Origin of the sequence: Bacteroides salyersiae (genome assembly GCF_031172035.1) — a bacterium.
In the GTDB taxonomy this organism is placed as follows: Bacteria; Bacteroidota; Bacteroidia; order Bacteroidales; family Bacteroidaceae; genus Bacteroides; species Bacteroides salyersiae.
This window is the reverse complement of sequence record NZ_CP133452.1, coordinates 1,633,618-1,651,056: the sequence shown is the minus strand read 5'-3', so window position 1 is coordinate 1,651,056 and position 17,439 is coordinate 1,633,618. Positions and strand designations below refer to the sequence as shown.

At 43.8% G+C, this 17,439-nt stretch carries 10 protein-coding genes; 7 read left to right on the top strand and 3 right to left on the bottom strand.

The genetic code is table 11. The features are described from left to right. The first annotated feature begins 45 nt into the window (after positions 1-45). The 6 genes from RB604_RS06035 to RB604_RS06010 all read left to right on the top strand — a co-directional run bounded on the left by RB604_RS06035 (position 46) and on the right by RB604_RS06010 (position 10,118). Complete coding sequence (locus RB604_RS06035) at positions 46-951, top strand: carbohydrate kinase family protein (protein ID WP_005927002.1); 906 nt, start codon at positions 46-48, stop codon at positions 949-951. Between the two features lie 15 nt (positions 952-966). After that, positions 967-1,128 (top strand): hypothetical protein, encoded by a 162-nt coding sequence (locus RB604_RS06030; protein WP_165353983.1) that lies wholly within the window; start codon positions 967-969, stop codon positions 1,126-1,128. Positions 1,129-1,384: 256 nt separating this feature from the next. Next, positions 1,385-4,438, top strand: coding sequence for a SusC/RagA family TonB-linked outer membrane protein (locus RB604_RS06025; protein WP_007479073.1), 3,054 nt, complete (start codon positions 1,385-1,387; stop codon positions 4,436-4,438). A gap of 89 nt (positions 4,439-4,527) precedes the next feature. Beyond that, positions 4,528-6,057: a RagB/SusD family nutrient uptake outer membrane protein gene (locus RB604_RS06020; RefSeq protein ID WP_005927010.1), complete on the top strand. Its 1,530-nt coding sequence runs from the start codon at positions 4,528-4,530 to the stop codon at positions 6,055-6,057. A gap of 161 nt (positions 6,058-6,218) precedes the next feature. After that, complete coding sequence (locus tag RB604_RS06015; RefSeq protein WP_309008992.1) at positions 6,219-8,594, top strand: glycoside hydrolase family 3 N-terminal domain-containing protein; 2,376 nt, start codon at positions 6,219-6,221, stop codon at positions 8,592-8,594. 168 nt (positions 8,595-8,762) lie between these two features. After that, positions 8,763-10,118: a glucoamylase family protein gene (locus RB604_RS06010; protein WP_021936775.1), complete on the top strand. Its 1,356-nt coding sequence runs from the start codon at positions 8,763-8,765 to the stop codon at positions 10,116-10,118. A gap of 227 nt (positions 10,119-10,345) precedes the next feature. Here RB604_RS06010 and RB604_RS06005 read toward each other — a convergent pair whose 3' ends face one another. Further along, the gene (locus RB604_RS06005; protein ID WP_055293372.1) at positions 10,346-13,468 is read right to left on the bottom strand and encodes an ATP-binding protein; all 3,123 of its coding nucleotides are present in this window, start codon (positions 13,466-13,468) and stop codon (positions 10,346-10,348) included. 235 nt (positions 13,469-13,703) lie between these two features. Between RB604_RS06005 and RB604_RS06000 the strand changes: the two genes are divergently transcribed. Further along, positions 13,704-14,111, top strand: a complete 408-nt coding sequence (locus RB604_RS06000; protein WP_005927023.1) for a hypothetical protein — start codon at positions 13,704-13,706, stop codon at positions 14,109-14,111. 174 nt (positions 14,112-14,285) lie between these two features. Here the strand turns inward: RB604_RS06000 and RB604_RS05995 are convergent, their stop codons facing one another. Together RB604_RS05995 and RB604_RS05990 are read right to left on the bottom strand one after the other, a co-directional pair. Continuing rightward, the gene (locus RB604_RS05995) at positions 14,286-16,829 is read right to left on the bottom strand and encodes an outer membrane beta-barrel family protein (protein WP_055293370.1); all 2,544 of its coding nucleotides are present in this window, start codon (positions 16,827-16,829) and stop codon (positions 14,286-14,288) included. Positions 16,830-17,163: 334 nt separating this feature from the next. After that, positions 17,164-17,295 (bottom strand): hypothetical protein, encoded by a 132-nt coding sequence (locus RB604_RS05990; protein ID WP_259327275.1) that lies wholly within the window; start codon positions 17,293-17,295, stop codon positions 17,164-17,166. Positions 17,296-17,439: the final 144 nt, after the last annotated feature.

Below are 17,439 nucleotides of genomic sequence, written 5' to 3'. Positions count from 1 at the left end.
GAAATACTCTTGGAGGCTTTTTCATTCAATAAAAGGAACAGAATAATGAAGAAACAGACCCTCTGTTGTATCGGACATATCACCCTGGATAAAGTAGTGACCCCGCAATCTACAGTTTACATGCCGGGAGGAACAGCTTATTATTGTTCATATGCCATGCGCCATCTCAACAATACCGACTATAGACTGGTTACTGCCGTAGGAGAAAGTGAGTTGAATGTGGTGGAAAGAATGCGCAACGCCGGTATCAACGTAACAGCCCTCCCCAGCAAACATTCCGTCTATTTCGAAAACATATACGGAGAAAATCAAAATGACCGTACACAAAGGGTGCTTGCCAAAGCAGATCCGTTCACCTCACAATATTTAAAAGAAATTGAAGCGGATATTTATCACTTGGGATCCTTGCTGGCCGATGACTTTCCCGTGGATGTCATCAGACACCTAGCCGGGAAAGGACTGGTAGCCGTTGACTCGCAGGGCTACCTCCGTGAAGTACGTAATACCCGCGTGTATCCGGTGGACTGGCCGGAAAAGAAAGAAGCACTGAAATATGTACATTTTCTGAAAGTCAACGAGCACGAAATGGAAGTATTGACCGGATATGACAGTGTAACGGAAGCCGCCCGAAAGCTTTATGAATGGGGTGTCAAAGAAGTATTACTGACTTTCGGCAGTATGGGTTCGGTAATATTCGATGGTAAGACATTCCATCAGATCCCGGCATATGAACCGGCCGTTATCACAGATGCCACCGGATGCGGGGATACCTATACTATCGGCTACCTTTATCAACGGGCAGCCGGAGCAAGCATCGAAGAAGCCGGGCGTTTTGCTGCTGCAATGTCTACACTAAAAATAGAAAAATCAGGACCATTCTGCGGAACAGAAGCAGACATACTCCACTGCATGAGACATGCCAAAGAGATACTTCCCTGTTTTTCCCTCTAAAAAAGAGGGGAGTTAATGGAAAAAAGGAAGTTAATGGGAGAAGGGAAAATGGAGAGGGGAGAAGTGCTATGCAGCATAATAGCGCAGCCTATTACATTCCTCTCTTTCTTCCGTTTGATTCAAGCGATTGGAACTCATTGTTCCAATAAGATAAAACTCATTGTTCCAACAGTATGAAACTCATTGTTCCAGCAGTATGAAACTCACCGTTCCAATAAGATAAAACTCATCGCCTAAAAAGCTCTTCCTTCTCCCCTCTCCCTTCTCCCATTAATCCCCCCCTCTCAGTGTTAAAAATCAGTATTAACACGCTTGCCCTAATCTTTTTTACTACTTATTTGTTCACTTTAATATTTTTGCCGTCGCTCAATACGGAAGGCGGATGAAAAAACATTCTAATAAAGTAGTTCATATAATAGTAAAATTTGATGCAATGAGACCTAAACCTTTACAACCTCTTCTTAAAGAGAAGAAACTTTCCTGGCTAAGGAGTATCCTTGCCTTGGCATGTCTGTTACTAACCGCTTCACCCCTATTTGCCCAGACAAAAACGGTGACGGGTACGGTAACCGACGCGCAGAACGAACCCCTGATCGGAGTTTCGGTACTGATACAGGGTACCGCAAGCGGAACCGTTACCGACCTCGACGGCAACTATTCTATCTCCGTGATGCCGGAAAATGTGCTTGAATTCTCATACGTCGGCATGCAGAAACAAGACATCCGCGTAGGACTGCAGACAGTGATCAACGTCGTAATGAAAGACGACTCGCAAATGCTGGCCGAAACTGTTGTCATCGGATATGGTAGCGCCAAAAAACGCGACCTGACCGGCTCTATCACCAATATAAAAGGTGAAGAGATTGCCAACAAGCCCGCTACCAATCCGCTATCATCCTTACAGGGCAAGATAGCCGGAGTACAAATTATCAATAACGGACGTGCCGGAGACGATCCGGAGATTCGTATCCGGGGTACAAACTCCATCAACGGTTACAAACCTTTATATATCGTAGACGGACTCTTCAACGACAATATCAACTTCCTCAATCCGGAAGACATCGAATCGATGGAAGTCCTGAAAGACCCGTCATCACTGGCCATCTTCGGAGTACGTGGTGCAAACGGTGTGATCATCATCACCACCAAAAAGGCCAAAGAGGGACAGACAAGGGTAAATATCAATACCTCTTTCGGCTGGAAATCAGTGACGGACAAGATTGCCATGACCAATGCCGAACAATTTAAAGAGCTGTACACCGAGCAGCTTACCAACGAAGAGAACCCGCTTTTCGATTTCAGCAACTGGAATGCCGATACAAACTGGCAGGATGAAATATTCCAAACAGGATTTATTACCAACAATAATATCAGCATCACAGGTGCCTCGGAGAAACACAGTTTCTATTTGGGTGTAGGATATTCGCACGAGCAGGGCAACATCAAGCATGAGAAGTTCAGCAAAGTGACGATCAATGCGAGCAATGAATACAAAGTGACGGACCACTTCAAAGTAGGTTTCCAATTCAACGGGGCACGTATGTTGCCTGCCGATGCCAAACAGGTGTTAGGAGCCATCCGTACCACTCCGGTGGCACCGGTGTACAATGCAGAATACGGTCTTTACACCGCCTTGCCCGAATTTCAGAAAGCGCAGATGAACAACCCGATGGTGGATGTAACATTAAAAGCCAATACCACTAAAGCCGAAAATTACCGGGCTTCGGGCAGTGTATACGGAGAGCTAAATTTCTTGAAGCATTTCACAGCACGCGCCACCTTCTCAATGGATTATGCATCAGACAACGGACGAACCTATATACCTATTATTAAGGTATACGACCCGACGGTAAAAGGAAATGTTTCGACTTTGGGAACCGGTAAGACAGAAGTCAGCCAGTTTAAGCAGAATGAGACGAAGATACAGAGCGATTATGTACTGACATACACCAACAGTTTTGCCGACGGCGCACATAACCTTACTGCTACAGCCGGTTTCACAACTTATTACAACTCGCTAAGCAGACTCGACGGAGCTCGTAAACAGGGAGTCGGTCTTGTTATCCCCGATGATCCCGATAAATGGTTCGTCAGTATCGGCGATGCGGCTACCGCCACTAACGGAAGTACACAGTGGGAACGAACCACCGTATCCATGCTGGCCCGCGTGATCTATAATTATAAAGGAAAATATCTGTTCAACGGTTCTTACCGCCGGGACGGTTCGTCAGCTTTCTCGTACACCGGAAACCAGTGGCAAAACTTCTATTCCGTGGGCGCAGGCTGGCTGATAAGCGAAGAAGAATTCATGAAAGATATCAGTTGGTTGGATATGCTGAAATTGAAAGGTTCATGGGGTACTTTAGGTAATCAGAATTTAAGTTCCGCTTATCCGGCAGAACCGCTTTTGAAGAATGCCTTTTCCGCCGTTTTCGGCAAGCCGTCCATCATCTACCCGGGATATCAACTGGCCTACCTCCCGAATCCGGATTTACGCTGGGAAAAGGTAGAAGCCTGGGAAGTAGGTTTCGAAACCAACCTGCTGCGCAACCGGTTACACTTTGAAGGAGTTTTCTACAAGAAGAATACCAAAGACTTGCTTGCGGAAGTCCCGGGCATCGCCGGCACCATTCCGGGCATCGGTAATTTGGGAGAGATCAGAAACAGCGGTGTGGAACTTGCAGCTACTTGGCGCGACCAGATCGGTGACTGGGGATACTCCATCAGTGCCAACCTGACGACCATCAGTAATAAGGTAAAAAGTCTCGTGCAGGAAGGGTATTCAATCATAGCCGGTGACAAGAATCAAAGTTACACAATGGCCGGATACCCCATCGGCTACTTCTACGGTTACAAAGTGGACGGAGTATACCAATCGAAAGCGGACATTGACGCTTCTCCCGAAAACACACTGGCTACCGTCACTCCGGGAGACCTGAAATTCGCAGATGTGAACGGTGACGGTAAGATTACTCCGGAAGACCGTACGATGATCGGTGACCCGACTCCCGATGTCACTTACGGACTTTCGCTGGGCGTATCCTATAAAAATTGGGATCTCAGCATTGAAATGATGGGCCAAGGAGGTAATCAGATTTACCGTACCTGGGATAATTACAACTTCGCCCAATTCAACTACATGGAACAACGGTTGGACCGCTGGCATGGTGAAGGGACATCAAACAGTCAGCCGCTATTGAATACGAAACATGCTATCAACCGGGAAAATTCGGAATATTATGTAGAGAGCGGACGGTTCTTCCGTATCCGTAACCTGCAACTGGCATACTCTTTCGATAAGGCTCTCATCTCCAAGATACGTTTGCAGGCCTTGAAAATGTACTTCAACGTGCAAAACCTGAAAACATGGAAACATAATACCGGATACACCCCGGAATTAGGAGGTTCGGCCATCGCCTTCGGAGTGGACAACGGCAGTTATCCCGTACCGGCGATTTATACGTTCGGAATCAACCTGACTTTTTAAAAAAGGGAGAAGGGAGAGGGAAAGAGAAAGCAAGAGAGAGAAAGAGAGAGAAAAGGGGAAATTAATAAACTAAATATTTTGATTTTGATATGAAATTATATAAGTATATACTATCCTTGTCACTGGCTATTGGGGCGATGATGGTGACAAGTTGCAATGATTTCTTGGATCGCAGCCCGCAGGGACAATTCACGGAAGACGATGATCCGAATGCCTTGGTAAACGGTAAGATCTATAACGTCTATACGATGATGCGTAAATTTGATATTACGGCAGGAACTCCGGCATTTGCCATTCACAGTTTCCGCAGTGAGGATGCAGAGAAAGGCAGTACGAGCAGTGACGGCTCGGAAGTAGCAGAAATGTATGACGACTTTATGTATACGGCTACTAACGGACAACTCGGGGCTTACTGGAGCCAGAATTATGCCATTATCTTTCAGTGTAATGATATTCTCGAATCGATAGATGAAGCAGAAGCTACCGGAAAGCTAACCGAAGAAGACCTCCGGAACCGTGGAGAAGCCCTGTTTTTCCGTGCATATTGCTACTTCAATCTGGTACGTGCCTTTGGCGAAGTACCTCTGATTACGTTCAAAGTAAACGATTCATCAGAAGCCAATGTACCGAAAACCACAGCCGAAAAACTATATGAGCAAATCGACAAGGATCTGGCCGGCGCCGAAGCCTTACTGCCCGAACAGTGGGCTACCGAGTTTTTAGGACGCCTCACCTGGGGTGCTGCGCGTTCGCTCCATGCACGCACGTTTATGATGCGCAACAACTGGGACAGTCTTTATATAGCATCCAATGACGTAATGACATCCGGCCTTTACAATCTGAACACACCGTATGATAAAATATTTACGGACGAAGGTGAAAACAGTGGCGGTTCTATTTTCGAACTGCAATGTACAGCCACGGCAGCCTTACCGGCCAGCGATGTCATAGGCAGTCAATTCTGTGAAGTCCAGGGAGTGCGCGGTGCCAACCAATGGGATTTAGGCTGGGGTTGGAATATGGCAACCCAGGAATTATATGATGCCTACGAACCGGGAGACCCGCGCCGGGACGCTACCCTTCTTTACTTCCGCAAAAACGAGACAGACCCGATCACTCCCGAAAACACCAATACACCTTATAACGAATCACCCGTATCGCAAGCCATGGGCCGGGCATTCAACAAAAAAGCCTATACCGATCCTGCTATGCGCCGTGAATATACCAACAAAGGTTTTTGGGTAAACATCCGGCTCATCCGTTATGCCGATGTAGTACTGATGGCTGCGGAAGCCGCCAATGAACTCGGAAAGACAGGAGAGGCCAATGCTGATCTTGAAATGGTAAGAGCCCGTGCGAGAGGCAATAACCCGAACGTCCTGCCCAAAGTGGAATCATTGGATCAAACGGTACTCCGCGATGCCATCCGTCATGAACGTCGTGTGGAATTGGGAATGGAGTTCGACCGCTTCTATGATCTGGTGCGGTGGGGCATTGCCGAAGAGGTATTGCATAAAGCCGGAAAGATGAACTACCAGCCCAAGAATGCCCTCCTACCGCTTCCGCAAACGGAGATAGACAAGTCTAAAGGGGTGTTGGTGCAAAATCCGAATTACTAAGCCTCTCCCCCAACCCCTCCCCGTAGGGAGGGGAGTAAAATGCCTTATCAGACATTCTATCAGGAATGAGGTCAATAATATATAACACTCGATTTTACAAATGTACCTTTCTCCCCCCTCCCTACGGGGAGGGGTTGGGGGAGAGGCCTTAATTATTAACCATGAACAGATTTATAAAAACTTTCAGTATTCTGCTTGCGGCAACATTTATAGGTGTTAGTGGCATGCAAGCGCAAAAATCTCCACAGGATATGAATCGTTTCATTGACGCCTTGATGAAGCGAATGACAGTAGATGAAAAGATCGGACAGCTCAATCTTCCTGTCACCGGAGACATCACCACCGGACAGGCAAAGAGCAGCGACATTGCCGGAAGAATCAAACGCGGTGAAGTGGGCGGACTCTTCAATTTGAAAGGAGTGGAAAAAATCCGGGATGTACAAAAATTAGCGGTAGAAAATTCCCGCCTTGGCATACCTTTATTATTCGGTATGGATGTTATCCACGGATACGAAACGATCTTCCCCATTCCATTGGGATTATCGTGTACATGGGATATGAAAGCCATTGAAGAATCGGCCCGTATTGCAGCGATCGAAGCCAGTGCAGACGGCATTTCCTGGACTTTCAGCCCGATGGTGGACATCAGCCGTGACCCACGCTGGGGACGTGTCTCCGAAGGATCGGGAGAAGACCCGTTCTTAGGATCGCTTATCGCCCGGGCAATGATACAGGGGTATCAGGGAGAAAAACTCGCAGACCAGTTGAAACGGAACGATGAAATCATGGCCTGCGTAAAGCATTTCGCCCTTTATGGTGCTGCCGAAGGCGGACGCGATTATAACACCGTAGACATGAGCCGCCAACGGATGTACAATGAATATTTTCCTCCCCTCGAAGCCGCCATCGAAGCGGGAGTAGGCAGCGTAATGGCTTCATTCAATGAAGTGGACGGCATACCTGCCACTGCCAACAAATGGTTGATGAGTGATGTGCTGCGCGGTCAATGGGGTTTCAACGGCTTCGTCGTTACGGACTATACCGGAATATCCGAAATGACAGATCACGGTATCGGCGATTTACAGACCGTTTCCGCCCGTGCCATCAATGCCGGTGTGGACATGGATATGGTAAGTGACGGATTTGTAGGCACTCTGAAGAAATCCATTCAAGAGGGTAAAGTTTCTATGATGACTTTGAATACCGCCTGCCGCCGTATTCTGGAAGCGAAATATAAATTGGGACTATTCGATGACCCCTATAAATATTGTGATCCGAAACGTCCGGCACGTGACATCTTTACGCGTGCCCATCGGGATGCCGCCCGCCGTATCGCTTCCGAAAGTTTTGTCTTGCTGAAAAACGACAACCAGACCTTACCATTGAAGCCCACCGGAACCATTGCAGTGATCGGCCCGTTGGCAGACACCCGGAGCAATATGCCGGGTACATGGAGCGTGGCAGCCGTGCTGGACCGTTCACCGTCGCTTATCGAAGGACTTCGTGAGATGGTGGGCCGTATGGATGAAATGCCTCTTAACCAACCCAATGAACCCTGGTACATCCCTTTAATGGAAAACGGTGCGAACATCAACCTGTTATATGCCAAAGGAAGTAACCTGATAAGCGACGCTGCTTACGAAGAACGCGCTACCATGTTCGGCCGTTCATTGAACCGGGACAATCGTACGGATGCCGAATTATTGAAAGAAGCATTGGAAACCGCCAATAAAGCCGACGTAATCGTCGCTGCCCTCGGAGAATCATCCGAGATGAGCGGAGAAAGCAGCAGCCGTACGGATCTCAATCTACCCGATGTACAACAAACACTGTTGAAAGAACTGGTAGCCACAGGCAAGCCGGTGGTCTTAGTGCTTTTTACCGGCCGCCCGTTGATATTGAATTGGGAACAGGACAATGTTCCGGCTATTCTTAATGTCTGGTTTGGTGGAAGCGAAGCAGCTTATGCCATCGGTGACGTACTGTTCGGTCGTGTCAACCCGAGTGGAAAACTGACAATGAGCTTCCCGCAAAACGTAGGACAGATTCCATTATATTATGCGCATAAGAATACCGGACGTCCGCTACACGATGGCAAATGGTTCGAAAAATTCCGCAGTAATTATCTGGATGTCACCAACGAACCGCTCTATCCATTCGGCTTCGGGCTCTCCTACACTACTTTCGCTTACAGCGACATCTCTCTGAGCCAATCGAGCATGGATATGCAAGGTATGATCACAGCATCCGTAGATGTCAGCAACACCGGACTGCTGCCCGGCGGAGAAGTGGTGCAACTGTATATCCGCGATCTTGTAGGCAGCACTACCCGACCGGTAAAAGAGTTGAAAGGATTCGAAAGAATCTACCTCCAACCCGGACAAACGCGTACTGTCACCTTCAAAATAGCCCCTGAAATGTTGAAGTTCTACGATTATGATCTGCAATATGTCATAGAGCCGGGAGACTTCCAAGTCATGATAGGCTCCAACAGCCGGGATGTGAAAACAGCCGCATTCACCGTAACGTCCAAGTGAGGCCTCTCCCCAACCCTCTCCGTAGGAGAGGGAGTATAGATACTATTGCATTTAATCAGTTATGATATTCAAGCAATTATTATATTTAATCAGTTATAAGACTAACCCAACTCACTCTCCCACGGAGAGGGATGGGGAGAGGTCTTCACCTTCTAAAAACCAACAACAATGAAACCAGTTATTTATTATATATTTTCCGGTCTTCTTCTGCTCCTGACAGCCAACTCCTGTCAGGGCAGCAAGAAAACCTCTCCATCAACTTCTTCCCTCCCATCAGACAGTCTCACTACTGATGCCCTGCTGGATACAGTACAAAGAAGAACCTTTCTATATTTCTGGGATGGTGCGGAGCCCAATAGCGGTCTCGCCCCGGAACGTATTCATATGGACGGTAACTATCCTGCCGGCGGACCGGATGTCGTCACCTCGGGTGGCAGTGGTTTTGGTATCATGGCCATTCTTGCCGGCATCAACCGGGGGTACGTTTCCCGTACCGACGGACTGGTACGCATGGAAAAAATAGTTTCTTTTCTCGAACGTGCCGACCGCTTCAAAGGCGCCTATCCCCATTGGTGGTATGGCGAGACCGGAAAAGTGAAACCCTTCGGTCAGAAAGACAATGGCGGCGACCTTGTAGAGACGGCTTTTCTCATGCAAGGACTGCTTGCCGTACATCAGTATTATATTGACGGCACTCCCCAAGAAAAAGCATTGGCGCAAAGAATAGATAAACTGTGGCGTGAAGTGGATTGGAACTGGTACCGCAAAGGGAACCAGAATGTACTCTACTGGCATTGGAGTCCCGAATACGGCTGGGAGATGGACTTCCCGGTTCATGGTTACAATGAATGTCTCATCATGTACATACTCGCCGCCGCATCGCCCACACACGGTGTGCCTGCCGCCGTATATCATGATGGTTGGGCACAGAATGGCGCCATCGTATCTCCGCATAAAGTAGAGGGTATCGAACTTCACCTTCGTTATCAAGGCAGCGAAGCAGGTCCGCTCTTCTGGGCGCAATATTCCTTCTTGGGATTGGATCCCGTAGGACTGAAAGATAAATACTGTCCGAGTTACTTCAATGAAATGCGTAACCTGACGTTAGTCAACCGCGCCTATTGCATCCGTAATCCGAAACATTACAAAGGTTTCGGCCCGAATTGTTGGGGATTGACCGCCAGCTATTCCGTAAACGGCTACGCCGCACATGCTCCCAATGAGAAAGAGGATGCAGGAGTAATCACCCCTACGGCTGCTTTATCGTCCATCGTCTATACACCGGAATATTCTCTCGAAGTGATGAGACATCTTTATGATATGGGAGACAAACTATTCGGCCCCTATGGCTTTTATGATGCCTTCAGCGAAACAGACAACTGGTATCCGCAACGCTATCTTGCCATCGACCAAGGCCCCATAGCCGTAATGATCGAAAACTACCGGACTGGACTGTTATGGAAACTCTTTATGAGCCATCCGGATGTACAGAACGGATTGAAAAAGTTGGGGTTCAATAAATAAAAAAAGAAGGCACTTCCGGGATGTGTGGAAGTGCCTTTCTATCCAAGCGCCAAGCTACTTTGGTAGAGATGAAAATATAGCTTGACATATTAAAATTGCGGCTTGTCACAAGGGGCAATTTTAGAAACAAACAATATATCATATTCTACATTATATCTGAATCAGTAGAAAAAAATCGGATAGTTCCCACTTTAGACAAAGGGGAACTAAATCCGATTAATTATATTTTATTGTACCAATGCAGGGATTGTAATTAAGATTTCCGTATTAGACGGAGTAGCTCCAGCTATTTCTCCCCATGGAGAAGTAACATTAATCGTCACTTTAGCCTCATACGGTTGTACAAATCCGAAAGTCTTACCAGCTTCAGTGAAATATACTTCACCATTCTCGAACTTCAAATACGGGCATTCAGTACCATCGGCAGCAGTAAGCGTACAAGTCGGAGCAGTTAAACCGTATACCGCCAAACCTTTTACACCGTCTGCAAAATCAGTACCGCCTTCAACATCCGCACCGTCTGCCCACATTACTTTATTTCTGAAATCAATCCAAGAAAATCCTTCTAACACATTTATCTTAGCAGCCTTATCTGTTAAAGTTACTTCAAGTTTTCCGGGTTTCCAAGTACCACTGACATTAACGACTTTAATCGTAGCTTTGCTAGCATCCACAGTAGTATTACCAAACTTAACATCACTTGTAATCACAATGTCCTTTCCACTATATTTAGATGGATTAATAGTTACTACATTATTTTCGAATGATACAGCACCGTTGAATCCAGCCAAATCTTGAACATTAAGAGTTACTGTACCGCCTGCTGCTGTTACATCATTATATACCTCCGTATAATTTCCAAAGAGAGTTGTCAAATCCATTGAAAGAGCAATGGTGCTCGGCCTAAATTGGTCATCCAGTGTAGGAGTGAAAATGACAGTACCATTCATTTTATCACCCTCCCACAGTTCAGGTTTAGTAGTCAAAGAAACCTCATTGTAAGTAATCTTCACATTCGCTTTTACGGTAATCTTCTTTCCATTTCCTTCAAATATCACCTGAATCGGATGCTCACCGCCTGCTGTATTAGCAGCAATAGCGACACTCAAAACATTATCTGTTCCAACTACAAAATGTACATCAGCAGTTTCGTCATAAGATGCGGTTAGCTGTTTGAAAGCGGTAGCTGTTATATTGGCTTCGTCATAGATCTTAGTTAAATCAAATTTAGAAGCCGGAATAGTTTGCTCAGCATTCTTCCATGCTACCTCCAAAGTGCCATAATCACAAGTTGTCTCGGCTATAGAAGTTTCTTCTTTAATTGTAACAGCAGCAAATGAAGTCGGGAAAGTACGTTTCACACCTTCTATTTTCACTGTGGCAGTAGCCGTAGCAGTCTGATCTACATAACTGGCCAAATTATAGTTAGCAGGTTTTAATATACCCTCTGCTTTACCAATAGAGAAATAATTTTCATTAGTGACGCTATATTCAATGGAGAATTTACTCATATCATAATTTTCCAAATTTACATGACCGCCATTGATAACATATTTTATACCTTCCGCATAATTAATAGCCGAATTTTCATTATTATAATATAATGTATTTTCTGCTTTAGCAGGACTTTCTAATACAATTGTTTCAATCTTAGTAAGAGACTTACTTACAACAAAGTAATTAGATGTAATATCCGTCAAATTATCATCATTATCAACTTCACCGACTTTCGCTTTAGGAGTCACATGCATACAGATGGCATAACTCTTACCTGCAGAAATTCCCGTTGAGACCACAAAGTTAACCATTCCGGTTGCCTCATCGACACTACTGCTCTCAACATTCAAATACTCAATTTTTCCGGCAGCACGAGACGCTACTTCATGTCCCTCAAAACTATAATCATATTTATCGAAGAATACTTTTGCAGCAGATACTGGAGATACACGGAAAGATATATTCAATGATTTATCCTCTGCAACAACTACATTCTTGTTCGGGGTCACTCCCGTATCCTCTACCTCCAACGAGTTAAATGCAACTACGCCGCCAACAGTCTGAGGTGCGTATACAATGCTTTGTATCATTGCTTTCACACCTATTTCAAGGGCCTCCAGTCTTTTTTCCAAAGTTTGCATCGTAGATTCAGCCGATTCCATCGATTCACTCAAATATGCCTCTATCTTATCATTCAGATCCGCCTCTTTAACATAGTTTGTCAATTCGGTAGATTTGACATATCCACTCAAAGTCTGTGACAAATCTGTGATTTCTCCCATTGCAGCAACCAAATCTGCCACTTGTTTACTCAACCCTTCTTTATCGGAAGTACCATTCACCAAGTCAACAAGAGCTTGCAATGTCTCAGTTTTATAGTTGTTCAAAGCCGTAACATCCGACACAAGTTTTTTGTATTCCGAACTCTCCGAGTCAACATATCTGGAGAACTTCTCATTGATCTCTTTCAGATCTTTATTATATTTATCCAAACTCACATAAGCAGCATTCACTTTTGCCATTATGTTAGCCGTCAATGTATTATTTACATAATCATAAATAGCTTGTTCTTTCTTTGCATAATCCTCTTTTGTCAGATAATCAAGCATCTTGTTATCCAACAACTTAGCGATTTCATCTTTAGTCAGATAAGCTTGCAACGCTTTCGACAAATCTGCTTCTGTTATGTTGTTGCCTTGTGCTGCTTTTAGTTCATCTATTGCAGTCTGGAAAGCCTGATTAGATGTCTGTAACGCTTCGATGGAAGCCTGGATCTCAGCTAACTGTCCTATTTGGGTTGTCAGTTTCACAATTTCCCCGGCATTGTCGCTTATTTTTTCCTCCAACTCTTTCAGCTGATTCTGTGCCTCGGTAAGTTTTTTAGCCAATTCTTCCATTTCAGCAGCATCAGCTACATTAGCCAACTCGTCTTCCAGCGCCTTTATTTCAGCCTCAAGTTTTGTTTTAGAATCCTCCAAAGAGCCTTTTACCGAGTTCACCTCCTCAGACAATTCTCCAATCTGCGCTATCAGTTCCTGGATAGCCGAAGCGTCCGCTTTGTTATTAAGGGCAGCTTCCAGTTCCCTAACCTTATCCTGTAATGCCACAACAGCCGCATTATCAGCCTTACCGGCAATAACAGCTTCCAGTTCTGTTTTCAAGGCACTAATAGCCGAAGATACCGCTGTTGACATTTCTGCCGTAGTAACTCCCGGTTCTTTCTTATTGATATTATCAATCTGTTCTTGCAGATTTTTAATATCATCATCATAGTCCGTACAGCCTACAAAGGACGCACTAACTGTAAGCGCTAACGCTCCGAAGAGCATCACTTTAACAAACTTTTTTCTCATAAATAAAAAAATTACATTAATAATATATTATTAAACACTAAGTTCCATATGCTATCTATTTGTGTACAATTCCGTCTTCAAACTCTTACTTATCAATCATTTAAAAGTCGCGCAACATGCACTATCAATGCTGTTTTTTTAGTAACTTAGCCGTATTATAGCCGTATTACGGCACAAATATCAAACATTTATTTGAAACTTCAAAACAATTAATTGATTATTTTTTTAATAAACTATGGATATAATTGATAGATTACAAGAAATAATAGACTATGCCGGCCTTAACGTATCCTCATTTGCCAAGAAAATAGGGGTTGTAGACCAAACAATTAGAGGAATTGTTGTACAAAGGAGAAATAAACCGGGATTTGACATCCTTGCTAAAATACTTCAAACATTTACTTGGATAAATGCAGAATGGCTAATTACCGGAAAAGGAGAGATGATTAAACAGGAAACAACTGCAAAAACAGAGAACAGCCCGTCATTAACGGAATTAATACAATACCTGCGGGAGAAAGATTTGAAAATAGAAAAGCTAATAGAGGAAAAGACGGAGTTGAAAATAAAATTTGAAATGGCAAAAAAAACAAATGTGCAGAAAGAAGAACAAATTCGCACTTCACCTACCACTCAAGGCTAAATAATCCGAGAACTCTGATTTTCATTTTGTATTTAAAGAAATAACGAGCGGACAGAAGAGAACAGCAAGTGCATCAAGACTCATATAAATAAAAAAATCGCCCACGTTCCTAATTTGAGCTGCGCCCTAAAAGTTTTATGTCTTGTCTTACTTTTAGGGCACAGTTCGCATTCTTTAATTCGAGCCACCCTGGCCTCCACCACCTTCGCCGCCTTTCACATCATCATTCTCAATAGAACGGGCAGCTTTCTTCACACTGGCTTTTAACTCACCGATCCGGTAACTCACACTAACCCCAAAACGTTGGCGCGAATAACGCGAAGTGCTTTCCTGCCAAAAGTCATCACCAGTCAGCGTATTCTTATTTTTCATGTATTTTTTGAAGAAATTACCGGCAAAAGCACTCACTGTCAATCGTTTTTCTTTGAGAAAAGAACGGTTGACACTCACACTGTAGTCATAGTAACTGCTACCCTTACCTTGTAGAGAGATATACGGAGTGCTACCCATCAAATTCACGCTAAGACGGATATCCAATGGCAAAGTTTGCTGTACACCACCATAAGCAAATACACTCCAGCCACTATTTTCCAAATTCTGAGACGGACTCTTTAAGCGTGAATAATCTCCCCAAAGATTAAGATATACACGAGTTTTCGGAGAAGCATTCCAATTGACATAGCCACTCAAACCCAAATAGCTGCTTTTACCTATATTCTGATAAGTGGAATAAAGCACCTCCTTACCTGTGTGGCTGGTTAAGCCGGGAATATCTTTATCATTCATCAAACTGGTCACCCGCTCTATACCATTATTATTAAACGAGTAGTTCAAAGACATATTTATATTAAATTTCTGCGTAAAGTTACTGTAACTCAGATTAAAAGCATGACTTTTCTCACTTTCCAATGAAGCATTTCCCTGAGTGACATGAGCCGGATTCGAATCATTCAAGTAAGGATTCAAAAACCAGATACTGGGACGCCAGATACGCATATTATATCCCAAACGAATATTCGACATGTCCGTAATTTTAAATCCCAAACTGGCAGAAGGCACCCAATCGTTGAAATCCGCATCAAAACTCTGCTCCGGCTTCTCTGTATATTTCACATCCTGCATTGTTCTTTCATAACGCACACCGGCACGACCCGAAAACTTCTTCACCTTAATACCATAACTGACATATGCCGCCAAAATATCATTCAAATGTTTATAATGGCTACTTCTGTCCTCATCATAATTTTCATCTTTATCATAACGGTTGTTATCGCTATGATTATTACGAATAATATATTTCAACCCCGTTTCAAGCGTATGAATTTTTGCAATAGGGGTAGTATAATCAGCCTGAAAAGTATGCTCCGAACTATTCTGTTTCCCATCAGAACGTTGACCGGCAAGTGTCTTATTCACGTAGTCTTCCCAGCCCGGCTCTACATGATTAAGCGTATAACCATACCGTGAGTTAGAGGTACTCGGCCTTGCATTTATCTTATAAGAAAGGGTAAACATACGATCTTTAAGTTTACGGGAAGTACGCTGATAATCGATATTGCCGCGAACGGAATACCATGAACCATCATTCTCATTATCACTTTCATAAGAATAGTAGGGTACTCCCGAAAAAGCAGGATCGGCATTCTTCATCACCGTCTCACCGTAACCCGTCCCATCATTATTTCCACCATACATACCAAAACCCATTGTTATCAACCGTAAAGTATCTATTTCATAACTGGCTTCCAAATTACCACTCTGAAAACGGTTCTTTCCCTTACTGGAACTTTCGGACTGAATCACTGTTTCTTCCTGCTTTCCCTCGGATATAGTTTGCGTCTGACGCTGTGTGGAACTGGAATAACTTCGAGGAGAATTATTTGCATTATAATTATAACGTGCCGACAACGTCAGTTTATCTTTCTTAATAGTAGTGTACAAGCTTCCTCCACCACCGGTATTGCTGCCATTTCCGGTAAAAGTAGCCGTATAACCTTTAAAACCGCTACCACCTACTGTCACAATATTAAGAATTCCACCAACTCCCTCAGCATCGTATTTTGCACCGGGGTTAGTTATCACTTCAATGTGTTTAATCGTATTAGCCGGCATACTTTTAAGAACGTCTACCGGATTATCGCTCATCATATTATCCGGCTTACCGTTCACATGAATCTTAAAACTGCTGCTACCGTTTACCTTAATATTGTCTTCCCCGTCTACCGTCACTAAAGGAACCTTACGAAGCATTTCCAGTACAGTATTGGTTTTTGAATCCGGATCATCCTGCACATTATATTCTATTTTATCAATATCCGCTTTAACCAACGGTTTTTGAGCCACAATCTCAACGCTTCCCAACTCATTGGTAGCCTCCGAAGTATACAAAGTTCCCAGATCTACTTCTTTCTCACCCGATTTCACTTCAAAATCTTTAGTGACGGTACTTTTCCCAATCGAAGTAATTGTAATAACATACATCCCCGGCTGAGCATTCATTTTCTCTTTAAAATTTCCCTGCATATCGGTTACAGCCATTTTCACCGCTTTATCCGGAGCTTTTTTCTCCACTATTTCAATAGTAGCATAGGGTTCCCCCTCCAGAGTCAGTGAATCGACGAGGATACCTTTTACTATATAAGAAGAGGTAGTCGTGTTTTGTGCATAACTTGCACAAGATGCAATAAGCAACATCAATAGTAGTAGTTTGCCTTTCATATTGTCTTTGTTGAAGTTTATAGTCTATAAGACGAAAAATCATATGTTTTGTTACAAGGTTTTGACAAAAGTAGAGCCTTTATCCTCCGATACGAAATTTTCGGAGTTAAGAAAGACAAAAAGGAATAAAAAAAGAGTCCTTAAAAAACAAGTTAAAATAATTATCAAAGTAGCACCCTTACCAAAATATGACGTAAAGTCCATTTTCTACGTATAATATGCAAACTTCAAACTAAGGGAAATAAGAATAAAAAAAACAATTTAATCAAACAAATACAAGAGAGGACAATAGTTTTCTTCAATAACATTTGTCTCATTAAACGAAATACTCGATCTATTGGTCGTAGAGAGACATCCCGTTGGTCGTAGAGGAACGAGTCGTTTCTCTACGAGTTTCACCCTCTTTCTCATAGAGGAAAACGGCACCAACATAAAGAGCTAATAACCAAGCAATTATCCATCTCATTATTTGTATCACATTTTCATAACCAAAAGGACTACTACAGCAATATTCCTCACTTAGAAAGCAACAATAAATAAAGACAAAAAAAGGCGCAAGAATCCTATTCTGCAATCAGACACTCTCTTCTATTTTCTATATCAAAAACTT